At 71.2% G+C, this 26093-nt stretch carries 32 protein-coding genes; 14 read left to right on the forward strand and 18 right to left on the reverse strand.

The window, feature by feature from the left end:
* A partial coding sequence (locus HF577_RS18745) for an NUDIX hydrolase (RefSeq protein WP_246266619.1) occupies window positions 1-497 on the forward strand: 497 nt, incomplete at its 5' end.
* A gap of 40 nt (window positions 498-537) precedes the next feature.
* Window positions 538-1971: a DUF2252 domain-containing protein gene (locus tag HF577_RS18750; RefSeq protein WP_169397189.1), complete on the forward strand. Its 1434-nt coding sequence runs from the start codon at window positions 538-540 to the stop codon at window positions 1969-1971.
* A gap of 103 nt (window positions 1972-2074) precedes the next feature.
* On the opposite strand, the gene HF577_RS18755 is transcribed toward HF577_RS18750, so the two are convergent.
* Both HF577_RS18755 and HF577_RS18760 read right to left on the reverse strand, forming a co-directional pair.
* Window positions 2075-3349 (reverse strand): HNH endonuclease signature motif containing protein, encoded by a 1275-nt coding sequence (locus HF577_RS18755; RefSeq protein ID WP_169397190.1) that lies wholly within the window; start codon window positions 3347-3349, stop codon window positions 2075-2077.
* Between the two features lie 568 nt (window positions 3350-3917).
* The gene (locus tag HF577_RS18760; protein ID WP_246266621.1) at window positions 3918-4874 is read right to left on the reverse strand and encodes a manganese catalase family protein; all 957 of its coding nucleotides are present in this window, start codon (window positions 4872-4874) and stop codon (window positions 3918-3920) included.
* A gap of 136 nt (window positions 4875-5010) precedes the next feature.
* On the opposite strand from HF577_RS18760, the gene HF577_RS18765 reads away from it, so the two are divergent.
* Window positions 5011-5445, forward strand: coding sequence for a GNAT family N-acetyltransferase (locus HF577_RS18765; protein WP_169397192.1), 435 nt, complete (start codon window positions 5011-5013; stop codon window positions 5443-5445).
* A 9-nt stretch (window positions 5446-5454) separates the two neighbouring features.
* On the opposite strand, the gene HF577_RS18770 is transcribed toward HF577_RS18765, so the two are convergent.
* Window positions 5455-6684: an erythromycin esterase family protein gene (locus HF577_RS18770; RefSeq protein ID WP_169397193.1), complete on the reverse strand. Its 1230-nt coding sequence runs from the start codon at window positions 6682-6684 to the stop codon at window positions 5455-5457.
* A gap of 113 nt (window positions 6685-6797) precedes the next feature.
* Here HF577_RS18770 and HF577_RS18775 point away from each other — a divergent pair, with 113 nt between their 5' ends.
* Entirely contained in the window at window positions 6798-8174 is a 1377-nt protein-coding gene (locus HF577_RS18775; protein WP_169397194.1) for a cytochrome P450, read from the forward strand.
* 21 nt (window positions 8175-8195) lie between these two features.
* Here the strand turns inward: HF577_RS18775 and HF577_RS18780 are convergent, their stop codons facing one another.
* The gene (locus HF577_RS18780) at window positions 8196-8831 is read right to left on the reverse strand and encodes a TetR/AcrR family transcriptional regulator (RefSeq protein WP_169397195.1); all 636 of its coding nucleotides are present in this window, start codon (window positions 8829-8831) and stop codon (window positions 8196-8198) included.
* A 111-nt stretch (window positions 8832-8942) separates the two neighbouring features.
* Here HF577_RS18780 and HF577_RS18785 point away from each other — a divergent pair, with 111 nt between their 5' ends.
* A complete protein-coding gene (locus HF577_RS18785; protein WP_312859225.1) occupies window positions 8943-10139 on the forward strand; it encodes an FAD-dependent monooxygenase in 1197 nt (398 codons plus the stop codon).
* On the opposite strand, the gene HF577_RS18790 is transcribed toward HF577_RS18785, so the two are convergent.
* From HF577_RS18790 to HF577_RS18800, 3 genes are read right to left on the reverse strand one after another with little or no spacing between them, the layout of a single operon-like run.
* Window positions 10109-10636, reverse strand: coding sequence for a DinB family protein (locus HF577_RS18790; RefSeq protein ID WP_169397197.1), 528 nt, complete (start codon window positions 10634-10636; stop codon window positions 10109-10111). The two genes, HF577_RS18785 and HF577_RS18790, sit on opposite strands and share 31 nt — an antisense overlap.
* A 42-nt stretch (window positions 10637-10678) precedes the next feature.
* Window positions 10679-11647, reverse strand: coding sequence for a M56 family metallopeptidase (locus tag HF577_RS18795; protein ID WP_169397198.1), 969 nt, complete (start codon window positions 11645-11647; stop codon window positions 10679-10681).
* Window positions 11644-12012, reverse strand: coding sequence for a BlaI/MecI/CopY family transcriptional regulator (locus HF577_RS18800; protein ID WP_169397199.1), 369 nt, complete (start codon window positions 12010-12012; stop codon window positions 11644-11646). The genes HF577_RS18795 and HF577_RS18800 overlap by 4 nt, the downstream gene beginning before the upstream one ends.
* Window positions 12013-12358: 346 nt before the next feature.
* Here HF577_RS18800 and HF577_RS18805 point away from each other — a divergent pair, with 346 nt between their 5' ends.
* The 3 genes from HF577_RS18805 to HF577_RS18815 all read left to right on the forward strand — a co-directional run bounded on the left by HF577_RS18805 (window position 12359) and on the right by HF577_RS18815 (window position 13582).
* Complete coding sequence (locus tag HF577_RS18805; protein ID WP_169397200.1) at window positions 12359-12502, forward strand: hypothetical protein; 144 nt, start codon at window positions 12359-12361, stop codon at window positions 12500-12502.
* A complete protein-coding gene (locus HF577_RS18810; protein WP_169397201.1) occupies window positions 12502-12750 on the forward strand; it encodes a hypothetical protein in 249 nt (82 codons plus the stop codon). Before HF577_RS18805 ends, HF577_RS18810 begins: the two co-directional genes overlap by 1 nt.
* 193 nt (window positions 12751-12943) lie before the next feature.
* Window positions 12944-13582, forward strand: coding sequence for a formylglycine-generating enzyme family protein (locus tag HF577_RS18815; RefSeq protein WP_312859226.1), 639 nt, complete (start codon window positions 12944-12946; stop codon window positions 13580-13582).
* A gap of 5 nt (window positions 13583-13587) precedes the next feature.
* On the opposite strand, the gene HF577_RS18820 is transcribed toward HF577_RS18815, so the two are convergent.
* The 3 genes from HF577_RS18820 to HF577_RS18830 form a co-directional block, all read right to left on the reverse strand.
* On the reverse strand, window positions 13588-13944 hold the full coding sequence (locus tag HF577_RS18820) for a histidine triad (HIT) protein (RefSeq protein ID WP_312859227.1): 357 nt from the start codon (window positions 13942-13944) through the stop codon (window positions 13588-13590).
* Window positions 13945-14044: 100 nt separating this feature from the next.
* Complete coding sequence (locus HF577_RS18825) at window positions 14045-14332, reverse strand: hypothetical protein (protein WP_169397202.1); 288 nt, start codon at window positions 14330-14332, stop codon at window positions 14045-14047.
* Between the two features lie 52 nt (window positions 14333-14384).
* Window positions 14385-14960 carry an AAA family ATPase gene (locus HF577_RS18830; protein ID WP_169397203.1) on the reverse strand — a complete coding sequence of 192 codons (576 nt, stop codon included), beginning with the start codon at window positions 14958-14960 and terminating at the stop codon, window positions 14385-14387.
* Window positions 14961-15043: 83 nt separating this feature from the next.
* Between HF577_RS18830 and HF577_RS18835 the strand changes: the two genes are divergently transcribed.
* Both HF577_RS18835 and HF577_RS18840 read left to right on the forward strand, forming a co-directional pair.
* Window positions 15044-15379: a hypothetical protein gene (locus HF577_RS18835; RefSeq protein ID WP_169397204.1), complete on the forward strand. Its 336-nt coding sequence runs from the start codon at window positions 15044-15046 to the stop codon at window positions 15377-15379.
* A 249-nt stretch (window positions 15380-15628) separates the two neighbouring features.
* A complete protein-coding gene (locus tag HF577_RS18840; protein ID WP_169397205.1) occupies window positions 15629-16555 on the forward strand; it encodes a nitroreductase/quinone reductase family protein in 927 nt (308 codons plus the stop codon).
* 176 nt (window positions 16556-16731) lie between these two features.
* Here the strand turns inward: HF577_RS18840 and HF577_RS18845 are convergent, their stop codons facing one another.
* The 6 genes from HF577_RS18845 to HF577_RS18870 all read right to left on the reverse strand — a co-directional run bounded on the left by HF577_RS18845 (window position 16732) and on the right by HF577_RS18870 (window position 21287).
* Entirely contained in the window at window positions 16732-17853 is a 1122-nt protein-coding gene (locus HF577_RS18845; RefSeq protein WP_169397206.1) for an NDMA-dependent alcohol dehydrogenase, read from the reverse strand.
* 121 nt (window positions 17854-17974) lie between these two features.
* The gene (locus tag HF577_RS18850; RefSeq protein ID WP_169397207.1) at window positions 17975-18703 is read right to left on the reverse strand and encodes an anti-sigma factor; all 729 of its coding nucleotides are present in this window, start codon (window positions 18701-18703) and stop codon (window positions 17975-17977) included.
* Entirely contained in the window at window positions 18684-19316 is a 633-nt protein-coding gene (locus HF577_RS18855; RefSeq protein WP_211174485.1) for an RNA polymerase sigma factor, read from the reverse strand. Before HF577_RS18855 ends, HF577_RS18850 begins: the two co-directional genes overlap by 20 nt.
* Before the next feature lie 77 nt (window positions 19317-19393).
* A complete protein-coding gene (locus tag HF577_RS18860) occupies window positions 19394-19819 on the reverse strand; it encodes an arsenate reductase ArsC (RefSeq protein ID WP_312859228.1) in 426 nt (141 codons plus the stop codon).
* Complete coding sequence (arsB, locus tag HF577_RS18865; protein WP_169397209.1) at window positions 19816-20913, reverse strand: ACR3 family arsenite efflux transporter; 1098 nt, start codon at window positions 20911-20913, stop codon at window positions 19816-19818. Before arsB ends, HF577_RS18860 begins: the two co-directional genes overlap by 4 nt.
* Window positions 20910-21287, reverse strand: a complete 378-nt coding sequence (locus HF577_RS18870; protein ID WP_211174486.1) for an ArsR/SmtB family transcription factor — start codon at window positions 21285-21287, stop codon at window positions 20910-20912. Before HF577_RS18870 ends, arsB begins: the two co-directional genes overlap by 4 nt.
* A 73-nt stretch (window positions 21288-21360) precedes the next feature.
* On the opposite strand from HF577_RS18870, the gene HF577_RS18875 reads away from it, so the two are divergent.
* On the forward strand, window positions 21361-21849 hold the full coding sequence (locus tag HF577_RS18875; RefSeq protein ID WP_169397210.1) for an ArsI/CadI family heavy metal resistance metalloenzyme: 489 nt from the start codon (window positions 21361-21363) through the stop codon (window positions 21847-21849).
* On the opposite strand, the gene HF577_RS18880 is transcribed toward HF577_RS18875, so the two are convergent.
* A complete protein-coding gene (locus HF577_RS18880) occupies window positions 21850-22623 on the reverse strand; it encodes a sulfite exporter TauE/SafE family protein (RefSeq protein ID WP_169397211.1) in 774 nt (257 codons plus the stop codon).
* Between the two features lie 71 nt (window positions 22624-22694).
* Here HF577_RS18880 and HF577_RS18885 point away from each other — a divergent pair, with 71 nt between their 5' ends.
* Window positions 22695-23588, forward strand: coding sequence for a LysR family transcriptional regulator (locus HF577_RS18885; RefSeq protein WP_169397212.1), 894 nt, complete (start codon window positions 22695-22697; stop codon window positions 23586-23588).
* 14 nt (window positions 23589-23602) lie between these two features.
* Window positions 23603-24163: a GNAT family N-acetyltransferase gene (locus HF577_RS18890; protein ID WP_169397213.1), complete on the forward strand. Its 561-nt coding sequence runs from the start codon at window positions 23603-23605 to the stop codon at window positions 24161-24163.
* On the opposite strand, the gene HF577_RS18895 is transcribed toward HF577_RS18890, so the two are convergent.
* Window positions 24160-25497 (reverse strand): MFS transporter, encoded by a 1338-nt coding sequence (locus HF577_RS18895; RefSeq protein ID WP_169397214.1) that lies wholly within the window; start codon window positions 25495-25497, stop codon window positions 24160-24162. The two genes, HF577_RS18890 and HF577_RS18895, sit on opposite strands and share 4 nt — an antisense overlap.
* A gap of 67 nt (window positions 25498-25564) precedes the next feature.
* Here HF577_RS18895 and HF577_RS18900 point away from each other — a divergent pair, with 67 nt between their 5' ends.
* Window positions 25565-26074 carry a winged helix-turn-helix domain-containing protein gene (locus HF577_RS18900; RefSeq protein WP_211174488.1) on the forward strand — a complete coding sequence of 170 codons (510 nt, stop codon included), beginning with the start codon at window positions 25565-25567 and terminating at the stop codon, window positions 26072-26074.
* The last annotated feature ends 19 nt before the right edge of the window (window positions 26075-26093 follow it).

Raw genomic sequence — 26093 nt, forward strand, 5'->3', positions numbered from 1 at the left:
CACCCCCGCCGTCCCCGGCCGAGCCGGCCCGCACCGTCCACTTCCACGATCCGCGCGCGCCCTCGGCCACCACCGTCGTGCCGTCGGTGTTCGTCGCCGCCCGCAACCCGTTGGCGCAGCTGCTGCTCGTCCGGCGCTGCGACAGCGGATCGTGGGAGCTCCCGGGCGGGCGGGTCGACGTCGGGGAGAGTGCCGTGTCCGCCGCTGTGCGCGAGACCGCCGAGGAGGCCGGTGTGCAGGCAGAGGTCACCGGGCTCGTCGGGATCTACACCGACCCGGCGCACGTCGTGCGCGCCGTGGACGGGAGCGTCCGCCAGCAGTTCGTCGTGGTCCTGCAGGCCCGCGCCGTCGGAGGCACGCCGGCCCCCGACGGCAGGGAGACGTGCGAGGCGAAGTGGGTGGCACCCCGACACGTGCGGGGCATGCCGATCGACCCGCCGGTCCGGCGCTGGATCGACGACGCGCTCCACGAGGGCGCTCCGCCACGCCTGGCGTGACCGGACCACCCGTCCACCGTTCGAGAACCAGGAGGACCGGATGGCCACCACCGCTCCGGAACGGGCTGCCGCCGAGGGGATCCGGCCGCCGAGCGTCGCGGAGTGCGTCGACCGCGGGAGGGCCGCCCGCGTCGCCGCCCCACGCTCCGCGCACGACCGGCGCTGCCTGGCCGGCCCGCGCCCGGATCCGGTCGAGGTACTGGCCGAGCAGGACGGGTCGCGCGAACCGGACCTGCTCCCGATCCGATACGGGCGGATGGCCGCCTCGCCCTCCGCGTTCTTCCGCGGCGCGGCTGCTGTGATGGCCTGCGACCTGGCCGGCTCGCCGGTGTCCGGTATCGACGTCCAGCTCTGCGGTGACGCGCACCTGTCCAACTTCGGGTTCTTCGGCTCACCCGAGCGGCGGCTGGTGTTCGACATCAACGACTTCGACGAGACGCTGCGCGGGCCGTGGGAGTGGGACGTCAAGCGGCTGATCACCAGCCTCGAGGTGGCCGGCCGCGACCGGGGGTTCCGCGCCGCCGACCGCCGGCAGATCCTCCGCACCGCCGCCCGCGAGTACCAGCGAGCCATGCACTCGTTCGCCGGCATGCCCACCCTGGAGGTCTGGTACGCCCGTGCGGACGTCGAGGAGATCCGCCGGCGCTACGAGTCCCAGCTCGCCGCCACCGGGCGCAAGCGTCTGGCCCGCGGGCTGGCCAAGGCGCGCACCCGCGACAACCTCGGCGCTCTGCGCCGGTTCACGAGCATGAAGGACGGGCGCCTGCGGCTCGTCGCCGAGCCGCCCCTCGTCGTGCCGGTGCGGGACCTGTACCCGGACGTCGCGGCTCGAAGCGACCTGGAGCGCGACATCGACGAGCTGCTGCGCAGCTACCGCGCGAGCCTGCCGCCCGAGCGACGAGCCCTGTACGACCAGTACCGGCCCGTCGACGTCGCCCGCAAGGTCGTGGGCGTCGGGAGCGTCGGGACCCGCTCGTGGATGATCCTGTTCCTGGGCCGCGACGCGGGCGACCCGCTGTTCCTGCAGGCCAAGGAGGCCACTGCGTCGGTGCTGGAGCCGTACCTCGGCGCGGCGGAACAGCCCAACCACGCCGAGCGGGTGGTGGTCGGCCAGAGGCTCATGCAGACCGTCGGCGACATCCTGCTGGGGTGGCAGCGCGTGTCCGGGGTCGACGGGCAGGAACGCGACTTCTACCTCCGCCAGCTGCGGGACTGGAAGGGCTCGGTGGAGGTCGAGGAGATGGTCCCCGCCGGAATGCGGATCTACGCCCAGCTGTGCGCGTGGACCCTCGCCCGTGCGCACGCCCGCACCGGCGACCGCATCGCGATCGCGGCCTACCTCGGCTCCTCGAAAACGTTCGCGGATGCGGTCACCGACTTCGCGCAGGTGTACGCGGACCGCAACGAGCGCGACCACGCCCTTCTGCTGAAAGCGATCGCGGCTGCCCGCGTCCCGGCCGAGCTGGGGGTCTAGCTGTAGTGCCCATGAGCGTTGTTGACGGCGTGTCGGCCTGAGGACATCTGTCCCCCCAGTGATCACGGAGGCTCTGCCGACCGCGTCTCTCTGCGCGACCCCTTTACGCGGCGAGGTGCAGGAGTGGTTTTCGGCGGGGTCTTCGCAGAGGGTCGATCCAGGCCGGGGGGATCAACTCGGGCAACCCGTCGCGGATACGGACTTCCCACTCGGAATGGTGCTGGAGGCGGTGGCAGGCCCGACAGAGCATCACGCAGTTGTGCAGGGCCGTGTCACCACCGTCCTGCCAGGCCTTGATGTGGTGGACCTCGCACCACGACGGCGGCCGCCCGCACCCGGCGCACCCGCGGTCACGCGCGGCGATCGCGCGGCGCAGCCCGTCGGGAATCGTGCGGGTGACCCGCCCGACGTCAAGGGGCTGGCCCTTCCCGTTGAGCACGACCGGCACGACCCTCGCGTCACAGGCCAGCATCCGCAACGACTCCGGCGACAACGTGCCCCCGAAGTCCAAACAGGCGGCGCGGGCCCGGTTCTCCAGATCCTCCAGCCGAACCAACACATTCAGGTGCGGGCGCCGCCCGCCGCACTCGGGCACGTCACCGTGGTCGAGCACATACCCACACACATCCGCGAGGGCTTCGGCCTGACGTTGCGCGGTACTGCGCTGCTCATCACCGGTGGCGGGCCGGGCGTGGGCGTCGACCACGGTGGCAATGGCATCGAACATCGCCGCGTCATCGAACCGGCCCTTCAACGCGCCGCCAGCCTTCCCACGGTGACGCACCAGGTGCAACTCGTTGACCGGCGCGGGCGGCCGGTCATCAGGCTCGGGCCCGTCCTCGTCAAGGGCCTCGACCAGCGCGGTACCCCAGGCCTGCAGCTCCGACGGCGTATAGACGGCCGCTTTGTCGGCGAGTTGGGCTTCGGCACCCGCCCACACCTGCGGGCTGAGCCGTTCCGCGGCCGGGCTCGCCAACACGCGGGCGATCACCGCGACGTGCCGCAGACCCGTGGCGCCGGCGGCGAACACCTCGGCCGTAGCCGCCAACCGGGCGGGTAGCGCGGTGCCGTCGAGCCCCACCTGCGGGCAGACCTGTTCGGCGGCGACCACCCGCTGGCGGGCCTCGAACCGCTCCCACCCCAGCAGATCCCCCAACGCCGCCGGCGTGGACGTGTAGCCGCGCTCGGCGAACGTGCCCCGTCGCTCCAGCGTGGCCACGGTGGCAACGGTGAGCCGGTCCAACCGCCTGCTGGTGCCCTCGCACAAGGTGAGCACCGACAGCAGCTCGTCGTCGGTGGCGGCGTCGGTGGCCGCGGACAGCGCGTCGATCGCCTCCACCAGGAGGCGATGCGCGGTGGTGAGCGGGCTGTCCGACACCCCTCCATCGTACTCGAACACATGTTCGAATTAATGTTGGTCGTCGCAGGTCAACAGCCGTTCAGCGCTCGTGACAGTGGCCGCCGGCACGGTGATCCGCCGCTGCGGACGGCGGCACCGGCGGGCGCACGGCCGCGAGCGACCGGTCCCGCCGGACCCGCACCGGCCACCGGTCGGGTTTCGACTCCGTCCACGCCGCATCGACGACCACACCCGCCTGGCCTACGCCGAGATCCACCCCGACGAGAAAGCCCACCGCGGCCACCCACTCATCAGCCGGGTCAAGAACCCGCCTGGGCATTACATCTAGCGCTCGGCGGGCCCGGCTTCCCGGATCGGACGGTGAGGTCTCAAACCTGCCAGCCATCGAAGGTCATCGCTGCTGAGCTGGGCGCGGGCCCACAGCCACCACCCCTACCGCCGTCCCCGCCGTCCCGCCACGATCACCGCTGATCGGTTGGCTGGCCGTACTCTCCGTGATGGCGGGGATCTTCTACAGCAACCCATCACGCGGCAGAAGCCCCTCCGCCGTCGGAGGGGCTTCTGCTCAGCGTGGTGACCGGGGAGGTCAGCGGCGCTTCGTGCCCGCGCCCGAGCCCGGGGCGTCGGCCTCGGCCAGCTCCAGCTCGGCGGTGGCCTGCACGAGCTCGAGCAGTGCCGGGTCCAGTCCGGGTGCGAACTCCTCCGGACGCTCCACCGCGATGTCCATCGGGAATCCCTCGGGCCGCTGCTCGGTGGTCAGCGACGCACCGTTCGAGGCGGCGGGAGCGGAGCCTCGGTAGATCTTGCCGGCCTCGGACAGGTTGTCGAGGCTGAACGTGTACTGCTTGAGGTGCAGCCCCTGGTCGAGCAGCTTCTTGACCTCCGGGAAGCGCTCGGCGTCGGTCTTCGGGATCGGCAGGGTCTTGCCCCAGTTGACGCCCAGGGTCTCCAGCGCCTTCGCGTAGGCGTTCTCGTGTGCCTGGTCGCGGACGATCAGGTAGGCCACCGTCGAGCGGGCGGTCTTGTTCTTGGTCATCTCGTAGATCCGGCACTTCTGCAGCCGGCCGGTGGACTCGAGCATGAGGTTGTAGAGCAGGTCGAGCACCAGGTTGCCGCTGTTGTAGACATACGAGCCCGACCACGGGTTGCCCGCGGCGTCCACGGGCAGGGCGCCCTGGGCGCCGACGAGGTAGTGGTGGATGTTGCCCATGCTCATCGCGTCGGCCAGCGGGGTCGCGCCGCCCTTGCCCGGCTCGTCGAGGGGCTTCTTGGCCGAGCCCTTGTAGCGCGGCGATCCGTCGGTGAGCCGGGCGATGGTGGTGGCGATCAGCTCGACGTGGCTGATCTCCTCCGTCCCCACCCCGTAGAGCAGGTCGCGGTAGGGCTTGGCCGCCGCTCCGCGGAAGTTGAAGCTCTGGAAGAGGTACTGCATCATCGTGCGCATCTCGCCGAACTGACCGCCGAGCCCTTCCTGCAGGGCGTTCGCGGCGGCGGGATCCGGCTCGTCGGGGACGATCTCGTTGATCAGACGCTGAACGTTCATGAACATGTGCGACGTCCTTGTCATCGGCCTGTTGGGGGACGACCCCGGGATGCCCGGTTTGCGGCGCCTCACCCATCCCGGGCCGGGCAACGCCCGTACCGGGTGACGTCAGGACAGCTGTCGTAGCGTCGACCACATGACCGATCTCCCCACGCCGCGCGTCCGGCCTGCGGACGACGGCGACGTCGAGGCCGTGTTCGAGCTGGCCGCCGACATGGCCGTCTCGTTCACCGTCGAGCCGGCGGCGTTCCGTCGAAGCTTCGCCGCCGTCCTGTCCGCCACCGATGCGCACGTGCTGGTGGTCGACGTCGACGGGCAGGTCGGTGGCTACCTGCTGGGGTTCGAGCACCCGGCCTTCTTCGCCAACGGGCCGGTGGCCTGGGTCGAGGAGATCGCCGTCCACGAGAGCCTGCGGCGCCGGAACCTCGGCTCGCGACTGATGGCCGCGTTCGAGGACGGGGTGCGCGGGCGGGGCGGCAGGCTGGTCGCCCTCGCGACGACCCGAGCGGACAGCTTCTACGAGGCGATCGGCTACGACCGGCACGCCACGTACTTCCGCAAGATCCTCTGACCGGCGTGCTCAGCCGGTGACCTGGGCGCTGGGGGAGACCCGCGGGATGTTGACCACCAGGTCGAAGGCGTCGAGCACCGGCGTCGGCTGGTAGATGTCCATGACCCGGATGCTGTCGGGCCCCGCGACCCGACCGCGAGCGCCACGAAGGTCCACGACGCTCAGCCCCGAGAGCACCGCCTCGATGCTGCCGTCCGCGGGGGGCCCGAGCTCGGCACCCGCTATCTCGACACCACCCGGAGCGACGGGGTTGGCCCGGCGCGTCGTCGTTGTGCCCCCGGTGCTGGTGACGGCCACCGCCACGTAGGCGTCACCGAGCCGGTACGCCAGGTGGGTCCCGGCGACGGACAGCTCGAACCCCGGCATGGTGAAGGGGGCCCGCTGGATGTGGTTGTTGGCGGCGCCGATGACGATCTTCGCGTCCGGCCCGAAGCGGTCGAGCAGCCAGAACACCGACTCGGCCATCCCGCGGTCACGTGCGGAGACCGGGGGATGGGCGGTCGACCCGGCGAGGATCTGCGCTGCCTGGCTGCGCAGGCCATGGTCGAGCAGGCAGGCCAACCGCAGTTCGTGTCGCACGACGTCGTGGGCGTCTCGGGCGGCCGTGCCCTGCGTGGCGTCGAACCACACGGCCAGATCGGCGAGGCCGGCGGTCACGGCGTCGCGGTCGGCCCGGTCGAGCTGCGTGTAGGCGGCCAGCGCCGTCAGGGTCGACTCGCTCGCGTACTTCTCGACCCGGTTGATCAGCTCGTCGACCAGCGGGACGGCGCCGGGGTCGGCACCGTCCACGTAGCGCCGGATGTTGCGCAACGCGGGCAGTGGTGAGGCGGCCGAGCCCGGGACGTCGAGTCCGGCGAACGGCACGGACGCCGACCTCATCCAGCTCAGGTGGGCGCGCATCTCCGGGCACCGGCCCATCCGGTAGGTGATGCCCCGGTCGGCAACGGTGTCCAGGTCGCCGGGGCCGCCGCGGACCCAGGAGTCCACCTCGAGCCCCTCGCTGAACCCGGACTCCATCGCGAAGGCCGTGAACCCGCATCGCTCCACCAGGAACCGCAGCAGGCGGTGTCGCAACCAGTAGTACTCGCGGACGAAGTGCGCGCTCTCGCCGATCGCGACGACCCGCGCGGCGCGGAAGCGGGCGGCCAGCGGTTCGAGGTCGTCGAAGGGCGTGTCCGGGTCCAGCGTGGCCAGGGGGAGCGCATGGTCGGCGGTGTAGCCGGCAAGGGCGGTCGACACCGGGGCAAGCTACGGCACCCGTGGCGCGACTGATCGCCCGACGGTGGATCGGACCACCCTGGACGCGGTGCCGGTGGAGGCGGGACGCTGGTACGCGGACCAGGGGGGACTGGATGAGCACACCGACAGTCGCGGACAAGACGATCCCCGTCGTGCGAGGGCTGCCCGTCGTGGGCAGTGTCGCCGACCTCGCGCGGGACCCGGCGGCGTTCTTCGTCCGCAGCTATCTCGAACACGGCCCGGTCTTCCGCGTCCGCGCCCTCAACCGGACGCTGACCGTGCTCGCGGGGCCGGAGCTCGCCCGCTGGATGGGCTCGCGTGACGGCCAGGCGAGCCTGCGGTCCAAGGAGGTGTGGCAGGGGCTCGTCGACGAGTACGGCGCCACGCGGACGCTCACGGGGGTCGACGGTCCCGAGCACCGCAGGCTGCGGGAGGTCATGCGTCGTGGGTACTCGCGCGAGGCGCTGCGGGGCAGGCTCGACGACGTCGTCGCCATCACCGACGGCTGCCTCGACCAGGACTGGCGGGCCGGGACGGCGGTGCCGGTGGTCACCGCGATCCAGTACATGGTGACGAGCCAGCTCGGGATCCTGCTCACCGGCCACGCGCCGCGCGAGTACGTCACGGACATCCGGACGGTGATCCTGTACATCCTCAACGCACTGGTCACCGAGCAGCGTCCGGCGATCGTGCTCAAGCGGCCGAAGTACCGGCGGGCCAAGGCGCGCGTCAACGAACTCGGCCGGCAGATGATCCGGGACCATCGCAACCGGCCGGCCGCCGTCGGGGACGCGCGCACGCTCGTCGACGACATCATGGACGCCCACGACCGCGATCCGTCACTCGTCTCGGCCGACGACCTCGTCCTCGCCCTCACCGGCCCCTACGTCGCGGGTCTCGACACGGTGGCGAACACCCTGTCCTCGCTGGTCTACGCCGTCCTGAAGCACCCCGAGGTGCTCGAGCGGGTCCGGGCCGAGGCCGACGCCGTGTTCGCCCGCGGTCCCGTCACGGATGCGTCCCTCGCCGACATGCCGTCCATCAACGGGGCCGTGATGGAGGCGATGCGTCTCTACCCGATCGCCGTCGCGCAGCCGCGGGTCGCCGATCGGGACTTCGAGTACGCGGGGTACCGGATCCGGGAGGGTGAGCCGGTGTACTGCGCGGTCACCGTCCCGCACTTCCTGCCCGAGTTCTTCCAGAACCCGCAGGCGTTCGACATCGACCGCTTCAGCCCCGAGCGGCGCGAGCACGCCACCCCCGGTGCGTACGCGCCGTTCGGCAAGGGCCCGCACACGTGTCTCGGCAAGGGCATCGCCGACGTGCAGATGACTCTCACGGCGGCGCGCCTGTTCCACCGGCTCGACCTGGCTCTCGATCCGCCCGACTACGTGCTCCGGCGCAAGGCGGCCCCGACCCCCGGCCCGACGATGGGCTTCCGCGTCCGGGTCACGGAGGTGCGTCGTCCCGGGGTGTCCCCGGAGAGGTGACCGGAGCGCCGCAGGCGACGGCTACCGGGGTTCGGCGTTCTCGGTCGTCGTGGTGTGCGGATCGGGGAAGCCGGCCGCGTCCCCGTTGATCAGCGCGTTGGTGAGCTCCGCGATCCGGGATCGCTGAACCGGCTTGGACTCCGCGCCGAGGGCGAGATGGTGGAGCGTGCCGACCAGGGCGAGGGCGAGCGCCGCGGGAACGGCGGTGGCGGGCAGCCGGCCGATGCGCTGCTCCTGGGTGAGGTAGTGGCTGATCGCCTGCTCGACGGCATCGAGCCCGGCTGCGGTGTCGCCCAGAACGGCGCGGACCCGGCCGGCCAGTCCCGGTCTGGCGGAGAGCAGCTGCACCTGCGCCAGCAGGGCGTCCGGTGGCGTCGCGGTGAGGGCGTCGGTCAGGTTCCCGGCCACGGTGCCGGTGCCGGCGCGCCCCGGCAGGTGGGCGGCCTGCGCGCACAGCAGGAAGGCGCGGTCGACGGCGTACGCGGCGAGGAAGTCGTCGAGATCGGGAAAGTGGGCGTACAGCAGTCCGGTGGCCACCCCGGCTTCGCGGGTGATCGCCCGGGTGGTGAGGCGGGCTGTTCCGTCGCGGACGATCACGCGTTCGGTGGCGGCGAACAGTTGCTGCCGGACCTCGGGGATCGCGATGCCACGGGGCATGACCTGAGTGTAGGTCCCCAGGCACGTGCATCCCGCCTCCTTGCGCCGAGTATGAACAAATGCTCATACTAAGTATGAGCGATCGCTCATTTCGCGTCCGAGGAGATGACGGTGGATCACGGCGAGCACGGCACGAACGGCCGAGGACGAGCGGGGCGGGCGCTGATCGCCGGTGCTGGGATAGCCGGGCTGGCCACGGCGACGCGGCTCGGTCGCATCGGGTGGGAGACGCTGATCGTCGAGCGCGCGCCCGGCCGGCGCAGCAGCGGCTACCTGGTGAACCTGGTCGGACCGGGCTACGACGCGGCCGAGCAGCTCGGCATCCTTCCCGAGCTAGAGGCTCGTGACCTGGGAACCTTCACCTCGATCCTGGTGAAGGCAGATGGGCGGCACAAGTTCGCCGTCCCCCAGTCGGTCGTACAGGCCGCGCTGGGCGGTCGGGCCGTCACCGTGTTCCGGGGAGATCTCGAGTCCGCCTTGTACCGAGCGGTGCAGGACGACATCGAGATCCGCTTCGCCACCACCGTCGCTCGCGTCGAGGACGGTGACGACGGGGTTTCGGTGACCCTGAGCGACGGGAGCACGGAGCGGGTCGACCTCCTCGTGGGCGCCGACGGACTGCACTCCGGTGTCCGCGCTGCGGTGATCGGGGCCGAGCGGGACCTCCGCGTCGATCTCGGGCTCGTCGTGGCCGCGTTCCCGCTCGACGACGCTCCGGCGAGCGTCCCGGACGCGTCCGGCACCACGTTCATCGGACCGGGCCGCACCGCCGCGGTGATCAACTTGGGTTCGGAGCGGTCGTCGGCGTTCTTCACCTACCGGTGTCCCGACCCCGACGCCGAGCTGGCGCGCGGGGCTGCTGACGCGCTCGCCGCGGCGTTCGGCGACCTCGGTGGCGGCGTGCCCGACGCCCTGCGTCAGCTCGCGGCCAACCCGTCAGCCGCGTACTTCGACTCGGTCAGCCAGATCGTCGCGGACCGGTGGAGCAGCGGCCGGGTCGTGCTGCTGGGTGATGCCGCCTGGTGCGTCACGCTGTTCGCCGGCTACGGCGCCACCCTGGCCATGACGGGCGCCGATCGACTCGGCACCGCCCTGGAGGATGCCGCGGACATCGGTGTCACCGCCGCGCTCGACCGGTGGGAGGCCGCGCTGCGCCCGACGATCACGAAGCGGCAGGCGGCGGCCCGGGCGGGGGTGCGCCAGTACGCCCCGCCCACCCACGCGCACGTCTGGCTCACCGACATGACGATGCGCGCCATGCTCATCCCCGCGGGAGCTCAGCGCCCGGTGACGCCGTCGAGCACCTGACGCAGCAGGTCGGCATGGCCGTTGTGCCGGGCGTACTCACCGATGAGATGCACGTAGACCATGCGCAGGGACATCGGGTCGCCGCGGAAGTCGAACTCGTGGTCGAGCGGCACCGTCGCGACCGCCTCATCCCCGAGGCGCCACTCCTCGCACAGAGCCGGCACCTCGTGCTCGGCGCGAGCCGGGTCGACCAGGTCGAAGTCCGTGTTGTTGCCCGGGCCGCCGTGCAGTGGCGGTACGTCCTGCCCGGCGACTCGCTGCCTGAGCCAGATCCGCTCGACCTTGGCCAGGTGCCGAACGAGCCCCAGCAACGACAACGTCGACGGTGGCACCGGCCGCGCGGCGAGCTGCTCGCCGGTCAGGCCAGCGCAGATCCTGAGCAACGTCGCCCGGTGGTGGGCCAGGTAGCTCTCCAGGATGGGCCGTTCCGCGCCCGTCAACGGTCCGGCTGTCAGCAGGCCGGGTGCAGGGGCGGGCGCAGGCGATGTCCAGGTCACCGCAGCATTCTTCCGTGCCGGCCACCGGGCACGCGGTTCCGGTCAGAGCATGAGGGGCATGCACAGCGGGGGCAGGACGGTCAGGGATCCCACCAGGAGCGGGCCGAACAGCAGAGCGCCTGTGGTGGCGACGCGGGAGAGGCGGGTGCGGACCGGGCCGGGCGGGAACAGCAGGCGTTCCACGCGGTCGGCGACCCCCGTCCCCGCCGCGCCGAGCCCCGGGACCGGGACTCGGCCCTGAGGCGACCGGTCGGGTCCGGACAGGGCGAGCAGCGCGCCGACGACCGTCTCCCGGCCGTGGCGTCGCGCGGCGGCGTCGTCGGCGGCCATCTCCGCCAGCCGGGCGACCGAGGCGGCGCCTTCAGCGAACAGGCGTCTGCCGGGCCGGATCCGCGCCAGTGCGGCGGTGAAGGCGAGCAGTTGGTGGTGGCGTCCGGTCAGGTGGGCCCGTTCGTGGGCCATGACCGCCGCCACCTGGGCCTCGTCGAGCGCCTCCAGGGCGGCGCGCGTGAACACGATGGTGCGGATCCGCCCGGGCAGGCAGTACACACTGCGGTGCTTCACGTCCACCACGAGCGCTCCGCCGGGGCCGCGGGGGGTCCCCCGGGCGGCCAGCACCGCAGCTTCCGCGTGACGGCGGGTGCCGGCGCGAGCCCGACGCAGGTCCAACCCCACCCGCGTGACGACCAGGGCGAGCGCGAGGGTGGTGAGCGTGACTGCCGTGGTCAGGCCGCTCTGCACGATCCCGCGATGTGCATCCCCGACCAGGCCGGCCAGTACGGCGACACAGCAGCCGAGCGCCCCGTCGAGATGGTCCCAACCTTTGGCCAGCCCATCGATGAACATGGCCGCCGCCACCACCCAGGCGCCCAGCACGCTGACCATGGTGGTGATCCACGCGGCCATCCCCCATGCCGGAGCGACCCCGGCGCGCGTGGCCCGCCGCAGCACCGGGGCGCCGGCCACCGTCACCACCACGCTGGAGCCCAGGACGCAGACGGGCAAGCTCATCGAGGTGTCTCGCTGGAGCGGCGGCGCAGGACCTGTTGCAGCCGGGCCAGCTCGTCGTCGGTCATCTCTCCGACGAAGTGGGTGAGCACCGCTTCGGAATCGGTGTCAGTGTTGAGGGCTTGGTGCATCAGCGCAGCGGTGTGTTCGGAGTGGCTGACCACGGTGTGGAAGCGGTGCGCCTTGCCTTCCCGTGCCCGGGTGAGGTGGCCCTTGCGGTAGAGATTGTCCATCGTGGACAGCACCGTGGTGTAGGCGATGGTGCGGTCCTGCTGCAGCTGCTCGAGCACGTCACGGACCGTGCCGGACCCGCCCATCGCCCACAGCCGGTCCATCACCACCGCCTCCAGCTCGCCGAACCCGCGCATGCCGCCTCCAGACATCGACCGTGCTCATCCTGACGCAGCACGGACAGAACTACTACCTCCGTACCGAGGTGGTAGTTCTGGGGGCCGGCCGCGCCGGCAGCCACCCCGCGTGGTCCGCACCACCGCGCCGGGAGCCTGCTGATGACGGCGGCGGGTAGTTCGGGCACGTTGTCCGTGTCACATGTGGGCAGCAAACACTGAACCGGTCGGGCCCGTTGTCCGTACTGATATTGACAGCGAACCATCAGCTTCTCCGGGCCCCGGACGTTGTACTGTCTCCGTACGTAGGCAGTAGATCGACGCGGTGCCGTCGGAGGCCGTGTGGTCATGTCTCGAGGGGGGAGCTATGCAGTTGCTGTACGGAGTCGCCGTACTCGCCGGGGGGCGTGAGATGTTGATGATGATGTACGGGCAGCACCACTGGTCCGACGCCGACGGTGTCGAGCAGCGGTTCGCCGACCTGACCGGCCGCACGGCGGGATGTCAGTGATGGTCGACTCGTTCACGGTGATGATCGCCGTGTTGTTCTCCGGCGTGCTCGCGGTACTGATGATCGGCGCTACCTACGTGCTCTGCCTCCGCCCTGTGCTCAGCGCGCGACGGCAGTACAGCGACCGGCGGCCCGACAACCTCGGCATGGGCACCGGGCTCGCCCGGAGGTTCGTCGAGTGGTCCGTGGAGCCCGACGCCGCACCCGTCCACCAGCGCAACGGCCGGCGCGGGTCCGCGGCCGACTGACTTTCGGCGGGGGACACCGGGGTTGGACGAGTAGTTCACGAGCAACACGAACGGCCGCAGCCCGCGCCGTCGGCTCGGGGAGCGGGCGACTGCACGTGGTGCAGGCCCCACAATCGGGTTCCACGAACCAGTGACGATGATCTGGCTCGACGCGTCACGACCTCGTGGTCGTCCGACCCGAGAGGCCTACCGCGTGCAATCGCCCACCGACGACCTGTCGGTTTCCTCGATGGTCCGTGTCCCCGGCGGCGCCGTCGATCTTCGGGACGACCGCCGCGGCACCCGCTGGCGGGTCGAGATCGCCCCGTTCCTGCTCGGCCGGTATCCCGTCACGACCGAGGGCGGTGCCTCGCCCGTGGTGAACGTCAGCTGGCACGACGTGATCGACCTGTGCAACCTGATGTCGGACCGCTCCGGGCTCGAGCAGGCCTACTCCCGCGACGCCCGGACCGGGGAGGTGACCTGTGACTGGGCCTCCAACGGCTACCGCCTACCCACCGAGGCGGAGTGGCAGTACGCCTGTAAGGCGGGGACCAGCGGATACCGGTACGGGGAGATCGACGACATCGCCTGGTACGCGGACAACTCCGGGGGGCGGCTCCACGACGTGGGCGGCAAGGCGCCCAACCCGTGGGGGCTGTACGACATGCTGGGAAACGTCTGGGAGTGGTGCTGGGACCTCTACGACGAGGAGGTCTACGGCTCCTACCGCATCTTCCGCGGCGGTGGCTGGGCCGAGTCGGCTCGGGGCTGCGGAGCCACGGTCCGTCGCCGCAGCCACCCGTCGTTCGCGATCGACGACCTCGGCTTCCGCCTCGCCCGGACCGCGTGACGGATTCACTCCCGGCCGAAGTGTCGTCCGAGCCGGGCTGCGAGAGCGTCGACGTGTGATCGCGGTGCCCCGTCCCACGAGAGCGACCCCATCCAGTCGACGTCACTCGGTGTTTCGGGGTACCGCACGAAGATGTGCTGGTGAAAGTGGTGCACATTCATTCCGATGATCGCGGAGAAGACGAGTTCCACCGGCAGTTCGGCGCGTAGGGCCCGGGCTGCCAGCCATGCCGCCCTCGCAACGGACTCGGCCTCGCCGGACGTCAACTCGTCCCAGCGGGCGACGTGTCGGCGGCTCTCCACGAAGAGATGGCCCGGGAAACCTCGGCCGTCCGGGTCGGCCGGCCGGTGCGAGACAAGCACATCGCGGTCCTCCCACACCACAGGGCCGACGAGCGGACCGCGTCCGGCGTGCTTTTCACAGATCAGGCAGTCGGCGGCCACAGCCCGGCATCTTCTCCGATCAGAGCCCTCTTCGGCGCGCCCGAAACAGCCAGCCGGCCGCCACGGCAACGCCGATGACGATCGTGGCGATCAGGACCGTGTGTCTCGTCGAGTCCCAGCCGGGGTCCTCGACACCCACGGCGAGGCCGGCCAGCCACAGCGCGACGTTGGGGACAACCGCGATGAGGCCACCCAGGAGCACCGCGACAGCGATCTCGACGGTCCGGGCGTCGCGTCGGACCTGAGGATCACCGGGCCCCATGCGGGGAGTCTGGCCGACGACGATGCCGAGCGCCAGAGCCGTCACAGCTGCTGGTGAGAGCGATCGTCGGCCCTGTGGATCGCGTGGTCCTTCGGAATCAGAGTCGGTATCGGCCTTCGGTGAGTGACCGCAGGACGATCTCCGTGGTCGCCGCGGCGTCGATGTGGCTGGAATCCAGCACGTGTGGCTCGAGGTTGTCGAGGCTGCTGAACTGCTCGTGCAGTGACTGAATCGGTTCGGGATCGGTCAGGGCATCGGCGGCGGTTCGAGCGACGGCTCGACGCAGAGTGGTAGCCCGGTCGGGTCGCAGTACGACGTAGTGCAGTTCGATCACGCTGGTCGTGCTCGCGGCGCGGAACACGTCGAGGAACCAGGGACCGACGACACCATCACAGATCACGTGGTAGCCCCCGGCGGCATAGCCGAACGCACTGTTGGCCAGGACGCCGATCACGGTGCTGTTCTGGCGGTGCGCCTCAGGTAGGTAGGGCGCGATCCAGCCTTGGCGGATGTAGCTCCAGAAGTCGTCGGCATGCAGGTGCACGCTGGGCGAGAGCGCGTCGGCGACCCGCCGGGCGATCGTGGACTTGCCCGCCCCGGGTGGGCCACTCACGACGATCACCCTGCCGGATTCGCCCGAGGTGCTCGGCGGGCGGGTATGGCTGTTGCTCATGTCGCGGATGGTCCTCCACGGTGATGGCGCGTCGATGCCACGATGCGGCGGTGCTACCGCGACAGAGGGCCCTGCTCGTGCTCGTGGCGCTGGTCGTCCTCGTCGGCGCGTACAGCGTGGTTCATGAGCACCTGTACCGGGTGTCGCTGTTCTCGCCGGCGGCGCTGCCCGAGAAGGTGCAGGTCTGCGGCCGGCACTTCGCCATGTCGGGCAATGGCAATGCCATTCTGACGACCAGGCACGCCGTCGATGCCGCCGCGCCGGACCGAGAGCCCCTCCACCGGCTCGGGACCTTCGCGCCGCCCCTGCATCACCGTATGGATATCCTCGGCCGTCCCGACGAATCGGTGTGCGGCATGGAGGTGTTCGTCGGGGACGACGACCGCCTCGCCCAGTACGGGTTGATGGGCGGGCCCTGACCGCGAGACGTGCCTATCGCGGCGATGATCCGGTGTTGCCGCGTCGGAGGCCCGCGTGCTAATTTTCCGGCGAGCCCCGTATGGGCCTACGCATGGAGGTAGCGGCTACTCAGCCACTATAGAGATCGGTACTGCTCCTCGCCGGAGTCGCGGTATCGCTTTCCCAGTGCGTTTGGCCCGCGGGGTTCTTTCGTGCCGTCTCTTGGTGGTGTCGTCCTCCGATCCGATGGATCGATTCGAAAGGGCAGCATGACCGAGGAGAGTTTTGATTTCGACGGGTTCCAGCGCCAGATCATCGCGGAGTTCCGGGCGAACGACGGCCGAGTGGGCGGGATGTTCGAGGGTTCCACGTTGGCCCTCCTGACCACCGTCGGCGCCAGGACCGGCCTGCGCCGGACGAGTCCGCTCGCGTATCTGGAGATCGACGGGCAGCCGCTCGTCGTCGCGTCCGCCATGGGCGCACCCACCCATCCGGCGTGGTACCACAACATCCGGCACAACCCGGCGGTGACGGTCGAGACCGGCACCGAGACCTATGACGCGATGGCGGGAATCCCCGTCGGCGAGGAGCGCGACGCGCTCTTTCGCAAAGTCGTCGAGCAGGCTCCGGGATTCGGGGACTACCGGACCAGGACCACCCGGGTGATTCCGGTGGTGACCCTGCACCGCATCAGGACGGTGCCGGATGCGGATCGGGCACGAGGCCTGGGTGATTTCCTCGTGGAGGGCCACGAGTGGCTGCGCAGTGAGCTGGTCGAGCTTCGTCGTCAGGTGGACGAGATATACGAGGGCCGGGCGGATTCCGTCACCATTGACCGCAGGCCGGACGACCTCGCGCAGCAGATGCGCAGGCGGTGCCTCGAGTTCTGCGGAGCGCTGGAACAACACCACACGGGCGAGAACATAGGCGCATTCCCGATGCTCGCGCAACGGTTCCCCGCGCTCGCTCCGGAACTGGCGAAACTGGGTGAGGAACACGCCGTCGTCGCACGGCTGCAAGGGGAGATCCGCCGGCTCGTCGACGGCTATGTCTCCGGTGAGAGCGACCCCGGACGGCTACGGGACGAGCTCGATCGGCTCGCGTCCGAGTTGGAGGCACATTTCGCCTACGAGGAGCGGACGATCGTCACGGCACTCAACGCGATAGGCCCGGCACCCGACTTCAGCGGAACCTGAGACCCGCCCAGGTCCATGCCTCCGCGTCATGGACACATATCTCTGTGTCAGAGCGCCCTGGAACAGCAACACGGGACCACAACGCTGTCATCGGGCCGCTCGCAGCAGGAAACGGGCGACTCGCGCACCCGAAACGGGCGACTCGCGCGCGCGAAACGGGCGACTCGCGGGGGAGGTCAGTGCTCGTGGACGAGGATGCCTCGGATGTTCTTCCCGTCGAGTAGGTCGCGGTAGCCGTCGTTGATCTCGTCGAGGGTGTACCGGTGGCTGATCAGCTCGTCGAGCTTCAGGTCGCCACTGCGGTAGAGACCGAGCAGGCGGGGGATGTCGTAGAGGGGGTTGCACGCTCCGAACAGCGCGCCCTGCACCTGGCGCTGGTAGGCGACGAGCAGCCCGTCGTACGCCCTCACCTGCTGCTCGCTCACCCGGCCCGCGGCGGTGATCGTGACCCGTCCGCCCTTGCCGGTGATGGCGATCGCGTGCGAGACGACCGTGTCGTCGTTCACCCCCACCGTGACGATGGCGTGGTCGGCGTACTGGCCCCGCGTGGCGTTCTTGATGAACCGCCTGGCCTCCTGCGGGTCGCTGAACGTGTGGGTGGCTCCGAACTCCTGCGCCGTGTCCAGCTTGTACTGCACGGGGTCGACCACGACGACGTTCTTGGCCCCGGCGTAGGCCGCGCCCTGCACCGCGTTGATGCCGACACCGCCGCAGCCGTAGATCACCACGGTCTGCCCGGCCCGGACCCCGGCGGCGTAGACCGAGCTTCCCCAGCCGGTGGGGACGCCGCAGGAGACGAGGGCGGCGAGCTCGAACGAGATGTCGTCGTCCAGCGGGATGCACGAGAACTCGCTGACCACGGCGCGCTGGGCGAAGGCACCGAGCACGCACATGCCGCCGACGTCGAGGCCGTCGCGCGAGTGGAACCGGAAGGTGTCGTCGGGCAGCATCCCGCTGACGGCGTTGCGGCCGGCGTCGCAGAGGTTCTGCCGGCCCGTGGAGCAGTAGCGGCAGGTGCCGCAGACCGGGATGTAGGAGCACACGACGCGGTCACCGGGCCGGACGCGGCGCACCCCGGGGCCGACGGCCTCGACGACGCCGGCCGCCTCGTGCCCGCCGACCATCGGGTAGCGGACCGGCATGTCACCGGTGCGGATGTGGTCGTCGGAGTGGCACAGGCCGGCCGCCTCGAAGCGGACCAGCACCTCGCCGTCCCTGGGGTCGTCGAGATCGAGTTCGACGACGTCCCACTGCTGGTCGGCGCCCCACATCACGGCGGCGCGGGTGGTGGTGGGCATCGGCACTCCCGGAACGTCTCGGCTGACCGGCCTCCCGGAGACGGCCGGTCCGGTCGATCACGAGCGTAGGCCGCGAGCGCGCAGAACCGCTGTCGACGGAGTCACAGCCGTCCCCGGCGGCTCACGCCGTGTGCCCGCGCAGCAGGCTCGTGCCGGAGTGCGACGGGTCGCCGTCCAGCGACTCCGCCGAGACGTCGACGACACCGAACTGGTCGAGAGTCAGGTCCGCGGGCAGCGCGAACGTGCCGCGGAAGCGGGAGCCGTCGACCTCGGGAGCGAGGGCGCCGAGCGAGTACAGCCGCGTCCCCGCAGCGTCCATCAGCCACGCCTCCAGGTAGGCCCCGGGCCGGATCCCGCCGGGATCGTCGACCGTGACCTCGACCTGCCGCATCCCGCCGGACTCCAGGACGTCCGCGCTCCCCGACGCGGCGGGGTCGGCGGCGGCCAGCGGCGCGAGCGGCACCTGCGCCAGCATCGCCGGCCGGGGAGCTCCGGCGAACCCGACACCGAGCACGACGCCCGCGACGAGACCGGCTGCGGCCGTCGCGACGGGCAGGGCCCAGCGCCGCCACCGCGGGCGGGTGGCGCCGGAACGCCCGCCGATACCGCGGTCGGGACCCGAGGGGGACGGGGCCGCGGTGTCGCCCAGCTCGTCGAGCACGGCCTGCCAGACGCGCGCGGGTGGCGGCATCGCGGCGTCCCCGGCCTGCGCCATCGCGACGGTGTCGCGCAGCGCCGCAACCTCCTCGCGGCACAGCGCGCACGCCGTCAGGTGGGCGTCGACCTGCAGGTCGGGCGGTTCTGCGGGCAGCGCGGCGAGAGTGAGCGCGTCAGGGTCGGGATGCCACACCGTCGACCTCCCACCGCCGTCGCAACCGCACGAGCCCTCGCCGCAGATGACTCTTGACCGTGCCCAGCGGCAGCCCCGTCACCGCGGAGATCTGCTGGTGGGTCAGGTCGTCGAAGAATGCCAGCCGCACCACGGTGCGCTGCTGGGGAGGCAGCCGTCCCATCTCGTCGGCGACCACGACAGCGTCGACGACGTGGTCGGGCACCGGTCCCGGGTGCTGGGCCACGGCGGCGTGGGCCGCCCGTTCGGTGATCTTGCGGTCGCGGGCGCGGGCGGCGTACCCGTCGGCGATCTGACGGCGGGTGATGCCGACCAGCCAACCCCCCAGTGAGCCCTTCCCGGGGTCGAACGTCGCGCGCGAGCGCCAGGCCCCGACGAACACCTGCTGGGTGACGTCCTCGGCGTCGTCGTGTCCGGCGAGAGCCCGCGACGCGAGCCCGTACACCACGCGTGAGTGCCGGTCGTAGGCCTCCCGGAGCGCCGCCGGATCACCGGCCCGGAAACGGCGGGCCAGGTCGGCGTCGGTGTCCTCGGCGAGAGCGCCGTCGGTGGCGCGGATCGGCGCAAGGGGCTCGACCTCGGGCCTGACCCGGGCGGCCTCGAGGTCGGTCACCCTGGTCTCACCACGCATCGGAGCATCCCACCCCCGGGCGGTCCTCGCCTGTTCATCGACGACGGCCCCGGCGGGGGTCAGGACGGGGGAGCCGGAACGAGCTCGGTGAGCAGCCCGCGGACCCGGGCGTCGATCTCGTCGCGGATGGGGCGGATCTGCTCGGCACTTCTGCCGGCCGGGTCGGTGAGCTCCCAGTCCAGGTAGCGCTTGCCGGGGAAGACCGGGCAGGCGTCGCCACAGCCCATGGTGACGACGACGTCGGCGGCCTCGACGGCGTCGGTGGTGAGTCGCTTCGGGAACGCCGTGGTCAGGTCGAGGCCGATCTCGGCCATGACCGTGCGCACGGCCGGGTTGATGTCGTCGGCGGGCGCGGAGCCTGCCGAGGTGACCCGGACCCGGCCCTGCGCGTGGTGGTGGAGCAGCGCGGCGGCCATCTGGGACCGGCCGGCGTTGTGCACGCAGACGAAGAGCACCTCGGGAACGGTGGTCGGGTCGTCGGTCACGGGGTTCCTCCGGGCGTGGGGTGGCGGGTCCAGCGCCGGCGGGCGGCGAGGGAGACGTAGACGAGCCCGACGAGCACGGGCACCTCGATCAGCGGGCCGACCACACCGGCCAGCGCCTGCCCGGACGTCACGCCGAAGGTGGCGATGGCCACCGCGATCGCGAGCTCGAAGTTGTTGCCCGCTGCGGTGAACGCCAACGTGGTGGTGCGCTCGTAGCTCAGGCCGATCGCTCGTCCGAGCAGGAACGAGCCGGCCCACATGATCGCGAAGTAGGCGAGCAGGGGGAGTGCGATGCGGGCGACGTCGAAGGGTCGGCTGGTGATGGCGTCGCCCTGCAGCGCGAACAGGACGACGATCGTGAACAGCAGCCCGTACAGCGCGAACGGGCCGATCCTCGGCAGGAACCGGGACTCGTACCACTCCCGGCCCTTGGTGCGTTCGCCCAGCCGGCGGGAGAGGTAGCCGGCGAGCAGTGGGACCCCGAGGAAGATCAGCACCGAGGTTGCGATCTGCCAGGCGGAGACGGCGAGGTCGGCCTGCGGGAGGCCGAGCCAGCCGGGCAGTACGTCGAGGTAGAACCAGCCGAGCCCGGCGAACGCGATCACCTGGAACACCGAGTTCAGCGCGACGAGCACGGCGGCGGCCTCCCGGTCACCGCACGCCAGGTCGTTCCAGATGATGACCATGGCGATGCACCGAGCGAGCCCGACGATGATCAGGCCGGTGCGGTACTCGGGCAGGTCGGGCAGCAGCAGCCACGCCAGTGCGAACATCACCGCCGGTCCGAGCACCCAGTTCAGCAGCAGCGAGGAGACCAGGAGCGGCCGGTCGGCGGTGACGGTGTCGAGCCGGTCGTAGCGGACCTTGGCCAGCACCGGATACATCATGATCAGCAGCCCGAGCGCGATGGGCAACGAGACGCCGTCGACGGCGATCGCGTCGAGTGCCGGACCGAGACCGGGGACGAGACGGCCGGCGGCGAGCCCCACCACCATCGCGGCGAGGATCCAGACGGGCAGGAACCGGTCGAGCGTGGACAGCTTCCCGACGACCGCCGGCGCGGTGGACGTGCTGTCGGCCTCCTGCGTGCTCACGCCGGGACTGTCAGGGCGTCGTCGGGGACGAGCACGGCGGACAGCCGCCGCAACGCCTCGGGCTGGACGCGGTAGTACACCCAGGTCCCGCGCCGCTCCCCGGAGATCAGGCCGGCTTCGCGCAGCACCTTGAGGTGGTGGCTGATCGTGGGGCCGGTCAGGTCGAAGACGTCGGTCAGGTCGCAGACGCAGGCCTCGCCGCCCTCGTGCGACGCGATCAGCGAGAGCAGGCGCAGCCGAACCGGGTCGCCCATCGCCTTGAACAGCCGGGCCAGTTCGACGGCCTGGCCCGCTGACAACGGTTCCCGGGCCAGCGGCGAGCAGCAGCCCACCGCGTCGGCGAGGTCGGCGAGCATCCGCTCCTGATTCGACATGTCTCTATCTTGACAGCCATCAATCCAAGGGTGCAACCTCTTGTCTTGACAGACATCGAAACAAGGAGTGGTCATGTCCCGAGTCCAGCTCGCGCTGCGTGTGTCCGACCTTGACGCCTCGATCGCCTTCTACCGCTCGCTGTTCGGCGTGGAACCGGCCAAGAGGCGCCCGGGCTACGCCAACTTCGCGATCACCGAGCCTCCCCTCAAGCTCGTCCTCATCGAGGGGGAGCCCGGCCTGCCCACCGACATGGACCACCTCGGGGTGGAGGTCGAGACGACCGACGAGGTGCACGAGGCGACGCAGCGGCTCACCGGCCTCGGCCTGTTCACCGATGTCGAGAACGACACCACCTGCTGCTACGCCCTGCAGGACAAGGTGTGGGTGCGCGGGCCCGGCCAGGAGCGGTGGGAGGTCTACACGGTGAAGGCCGACGCACCCGACGCCACGAGCATCCACCCCGTCGGCGCGACGGCCGACGCATCCGGCGACTGCCAGTGCGGCGGCGCGGCGCCCGCGGTCGAGGAGACCGCGTGTTGCGCGCCGACGGCAGCGCGGTGATCAACCGCGGTTGAAATAGAGCACGGTCATCGTCACGGCGGTCGTCAGCACGATGGCGCGCAGCAGCGGGGCCGGGAGCCGGCGTGCGAGGTGGGCGCCCACATACCCGCCGAGTAGTGCTCCGACCAACACCGCCGTGAGCGGGATCGGGTCGGCCAGGACCTCGCCCGCGATGAGGAACAACGCGGCGGCAGGCGTGTAGATGGCGGCCAATTGAGCGACGCGCATCGGATTTCCGACCGCGGCGTCCAATCCGAGGCCCACGCTCCACAATGCCAGCATCATGATGCCGACGGCGCCGCCGAAATACCCGCCGTAAACGGCCAGGACGAACTGGCCGGCGAGGACGCTGCGCGGTCCCAGGTCGAGCGGATGTCCCGATGTCGTTCGAAGCAGGCGGGACACCGGACGGCCCACGGCGAGCACGGCGGTGGCGAAGGCGAGCAGCCACGGCACCGCGGCGTCGAACGTTGCCGCAGGCAGAGCCAGCAACAGCCCGGCGCCGACCCCGCCGCCGAGGAGGCTCATCGACGTCAACGAGCGGTTCGTCGTGGTGCCGACCGGGACGATCTCGCCACGGTAGGCCCACGCGCTGGAAAGGGCCCCGGGTAGCAGGGCGACGGTCGACGACGCGTTGGCCGTGACCGGGGACAGGCCGGCGGAAACCAGTGCGGGCAGGGCGACAAAGGTCCCTCCGCCGCCGACGGAGTTCAATGCTCCGGACGCAATGCCGGCCAGTAGCAGAGCCCAGAAATCCGTCACGCGAGGAAGCATCGACCGACGGTGCCCGAGCCACAATGCGGAATCGGCGCAGCTGTCCTTCGGCGATCCCATAGGCTGGCCGAGTGCGGTACGACCTGGTCGATCTACGGCTCTTCCTGCACACCGTGGCGGAAGGGTCGATCACCGCCGGCGCCCGGCGGATGCACCTGAGCCTGCCCTCGGCCAGCAGCCGGATCCGTGCCCTGGAGCACCACGCCGGGGTGCCGCTGCTGGTACGCGGGCGGCGGGGAGTGCGGCCCACGCCCGCCGGAGCGGCACTCACCCGCCACGCGCGCGAGGTCCTCACCCACGCCGCACGTCTCGAGGGTGCCGTCGCCGGCTACCTCCGGCCCGAGACCGCCCCGCTGATCGTGCTGGCCGGTAGCTCGGCCATGCACCGGCTCGTGCCGCAAGCGCTGGTGTCGTTCCTGTGCGAGCACCCCGACTCGGACGTCGTCGCGTCGGAACGCCGCAGCTCGCAGACCGTCCAGATGCTCGTCGACGGGGAGGCCGATCTCGGTGTCGTGCTCGACGACGAAGCATCCGGCTCCGGTCTCGACACCGAACCTCTCGGCGACGACTCCCTGGTCGTCATCGGCCAGGCCGGCGGCGTCCTGGCCGGACGGACGGCGATGACGTTCCGTGAGGTCGCCGAACATCCCCTGGTCGGGCTCCAGTCCGACGCCCCGCTGCAGCGTTCGATCGAGTCCAACCTCGGACCTCACGCACCGGTGGCCCGGTACCGCACCCTCGTCGGCACCCTCGGCGCGGTGATCTCCCTCGCCGCCGCCGGTGTCGGGCTCGCCGTCGTCCCACGCCGCGCTCTCGACCAGGACGGCGCGCTCGATGTCTGCGACCTGCACGAGAGCTGGTCGCATCGACGCCTGTCGCTGTGCCGGGGCTCCGCGGCGCGCACCTCGTCGCCCACCGCCGGAGCGCTCGCCGACCACATCCGGCGCGCGGCCCATCACCGTTGACCAGGAGGTGCCCGTTGTCCGGTCCCGTTCCCGTCCACACACGGCGGCTACGGCTGGAAGCCGTCGACCCGACGAGAACCGACGACCTGTGGCAACTTCACCAGGACCCGGGCATCGCGGCCTGGTACGGCGGAACGTGGACCCGTGACCATGCCGCGGCGCGGGCGGCGACGATGGCGGAGTCGTGGAGTGCCGACGGCATCGGCAAGTGGATCGCCTACGACAAGGTCACCGGTGAGCTCGTCGGGCGCGGTGGTGCGTCGCGCACCACGATCGCCGGCACGGAGTACGTCGAGATCGGCTGGGCGGTCCGGGAGGCCTTCTGGGGCCGGGGGTACGCCACCGAGATCGGTCGGGCCACGCTGAGCTTCGTCGACGAGGTGCTCGGCGTCGACGAGGTGGCGGCCTACACCGAGATCCACAACCGGCGGTCGCGCGCCGTGATGGAACGGCTGGGGATGTCCTTCGTCGGCGAGGTCCGGGCCACCGGTCTCGTCGAGGGGAAGGACGGCGTGCACGAGGATGCCCCCTTCGCGCTCTACAGCATCCGCGGCAGGTCGGCCGCGCCGTCCTAGCCGTCGACGCGGTGCGTGGCGGGTTCGTCGCCGGCGTGCTCGTCGAGGTCTCGGGGCAGGTCGCGCATGCGCGCGAGCGGGCTGAGCAGCACCGGCAGCGCTCCGAGCATTTGCCCGGCCACCCCGACCCACAGTGCGGTGACCACGCCGTACCGGCTGCCGAGGACCCCGCCGAGGAACGCGCCGATCGGCATCGTCCCCCACACGACGAAGCGGACCGAGGCGTTCATGCGCCCGAGCAGCGGTCGGGGGCACAGGCGTTGCCGGAAGGAGACCTGCGCGACGTTGTAGACGACGATCCCGAGGCCGACCACGGCGGTCGACGCCGCGAGCATCGCGATCGCGACCGGCGGAGAGTGCCCGTGGGCGAGCGGGACGAGCGCCAGCGCCGGCAGGCCGGGCAGCAGGGCGAGGGCGATGGAACGGCCCTCCCCGACCAGCGCGATCAGGGGCTCGGCGAGGAGGGCCCCGGCGAGGCCCCCGACCGCGCCGACGCTGAGCGCGAGCCCGAGCCCCGCTTCCCCCACGCCCAGGTCCCGGATCGCGTACAGCACGAGCAGCGCGTTACTGATGCCGCCGAAGAGGTTCGACACCGCGGTGGTAGCGACGATGCGCCGCAGCAGGGGCTGGCGGAAGACGAACGCGAGCCCCTCCCCGATCTCCACGTACAGCGCGCGGCGTCCGGTTGCGGGTGGCCGCTCCTCGCGGTGCCGGATCCGCAGCACGAAGAGGGCCGAGCCGAGGAACGACAGCGCGTCCAGCAGGATCACCAGGGGAGCGCCCAGCGCGCGCACGAGCACGCCGCCGATCCCCGGCCCCGCGACCTGCGCGACGGACTGCGAGACCTGCAGCTTCGCGTTGCCCTCGCTGATGCGTGACGACGGGACGAGCGAGGGCAGGTAGCTCTGGTACGCGACGTCGAAGAACACGGTCGCGACCCCGACGACCGTGGCCACCACGAGCAGCAGCGGGAACGTGAGCACCCCGAGAAGCCACGCGAGCGGCAGCGTGAGCAACGCGATGCCGCGCACGACGTCGCCCGCGATCAGGACGTCGCGCTTGCGCATGCGGTCGATCCACGCGCCCGCGGGTAGGCCGATGACCAGGAAGGCGAGGGTCTCGAACGTCGCGAGCAGGCCCATCTCGAACTCGTCGGCGCCCAGGACGGACACCGCCAGCAGCGGCAACGCGATCAGGCCGATCTGCGTGCCGAACTGGCTGATGGTGTCGCCGACCCACAGCTGCCGGAAGTCCCGGCCGGCCGGGTGGCCCGCGAGGCTCGTGCGGTACCAGCGGGCGACCCGGGACGCGGCGGCGGGTTCGGTGGAGCTCACGCCGGTGATCCTGGGTAACCGATTGAGAAAAGTCAATCAGTGAGAAACGGCAGCTACCGTTGTCGTCGTGGACCCCTCCGACTCCCGTCGGCGCCCCGCGACGGACGCCGAGGCGAAGGCTCTCGCGTCGTCACTGCGGTTGCGGATCCTGCGGATGTGCCTGGACGAGCCGATGACCAACGCCCAGCTGGCCGAGCGGCTGGGCCGCCCCCCGGCGAGCGTCCTGCACCACGTGCGGACGCTCCGGGCCACCGGGTTCCTCGAGGCCCTGCCCGTGCAGGAGGGCCCCCGCGGGTCGCGTCCCGTGCCGTACCGCGCCACCCGCAAGTCCTGGATGCTCGAGGAGCACCGGTCGTCGCGCCCGATGATCGAGGCGTTCCTGGAGACCACGTCCGACGTCGGCGAGGACGAACTCTCCGTCTCCCGCCTCGGCCTGCGGCTCGACGACGCCGGCCACGCCGAGCTCGTCCGGCGGCTCGACGACGTGCTGCAGGAGTTCGCGGCCCGGACGCCCGACCCGGGAGGACGGCCCTGGTCGGTGTTCGTCGCGGTCCACCCGGATCCCGACCGCGACTGACGTAACCGCGTTGATCGAG

Source organism: Pseudonocardia xinjiangensis, from assembly GCF_012911925.1.
GTDB classification, from domain to species: domain Bacteria; phylum Actinomycetota; class Actinomycetes; order Mycobacteriales; family Pseudonocardiaceae; genus Pseudonocardia; species Pseudonocardia xinjiangensis.

Coding starts and splice junctions, on each gene's coding strand:
- HF577_RS18750 (WP_169397189.1), top strand. CDS start 538: ATGGCCACCACCGCTCCGGAACGGGCTGCCGCCGAGGGGATCCGGCCG.
- HF577_RS18760 (WP_246266621.1), bottom strand. CDS start 4,874: ATGAACGTTCAGCGTCTGATCAACGAGATCGTCCCCGACGAGCCGGAT.
- HF577_RS18765 (WP_169397192.1), top strand. CDS start 5,011: ATGACCGATCTCCCCACGCCGCGCGTCCGGCCTGCGGACGACGGCGAC.
- HF577_RS18775 (WP_169397194.1), top strand. CDS start 6,798: ATGAGCACACCGACAGTCGCGGACAAGACGATCCCCGTCGTGCGAGGG.
- HF577_RS18780 (WP_169397195.1), bottom strand. CDS start 8,831: ATGCCCCGTGGCATCGCGATCCCCGAGGTCCGGCAGCAACTGTTCGCC.
- HF577_RS18795 (WP_169397198.1), bottom strand. CDS start 11,647: ATGAGCTTGCCCGTCTGCGTCCTGGGCTCCAGCGTGGTGGTGACGGTG.
- HF577_RS18800 (WP_169397199.1), bottom strand. CDS start 12,012: ATGCGCGGGTTCGGCGAGCTGGAGGCGGTGGTGATGGACCGGCTGTGG.
- HF577_RS18805 (WP_169397200.1), top strand. CDS start 12,359: ATGCAGTTGCTGTACGGAGTCGCCGTACTCGCCGGGGGGCGTGAGATG.
- HF577_RS18810 (WP_169397201.1), top strand. CDS start 12,502: ATGGTCGACTCGTTCACGGTGATGATCGCCGTGTTGTTCTCCGGCGTG.
- HF577_RS18830 (WP_169397203.1), bottom strand. CDS start 14,960: ATGAGCAACAGCCATACCCGCCCGCCGAGCACCTCGGGCGAATCCGGC.
- HF577_RS18840 (WP_169397205.1), top strand. CDS start 15,629: ATGACCGAGGAGAGTTTTGATTTCGACGGGTTCCAGCGCCAGATCATC.
- HF577_RS18845 (WP_169397206.1), bottom strand. CDS start 17,853: ATGCCCACCACCACCCGCGCCGCCGTGATGTGGGGCGCCGACCAGCAG.
- HF577_RS18870 (WP_211174486.1), bottom strand. CDS start 21,287: ATGTCGAATCAGGAGCGGATGCTCGCCGACCTCGCCGACGCGGTGGGC.
- HF577_RS18875 (WP_169397210.1), top strand. CDS start 21,361: ATGTCCCGAGTCCAGCTCGCGCTGCGTGTGTCCGACCTTGACGCCTCG.
- HF577_RS18880 (WP_169397211.1), bottom strand. CDS start 22,623: ATGCTTCCTCGCGTGACGGATTTCTGGGCTCTGCTACTGGCCGGCATT.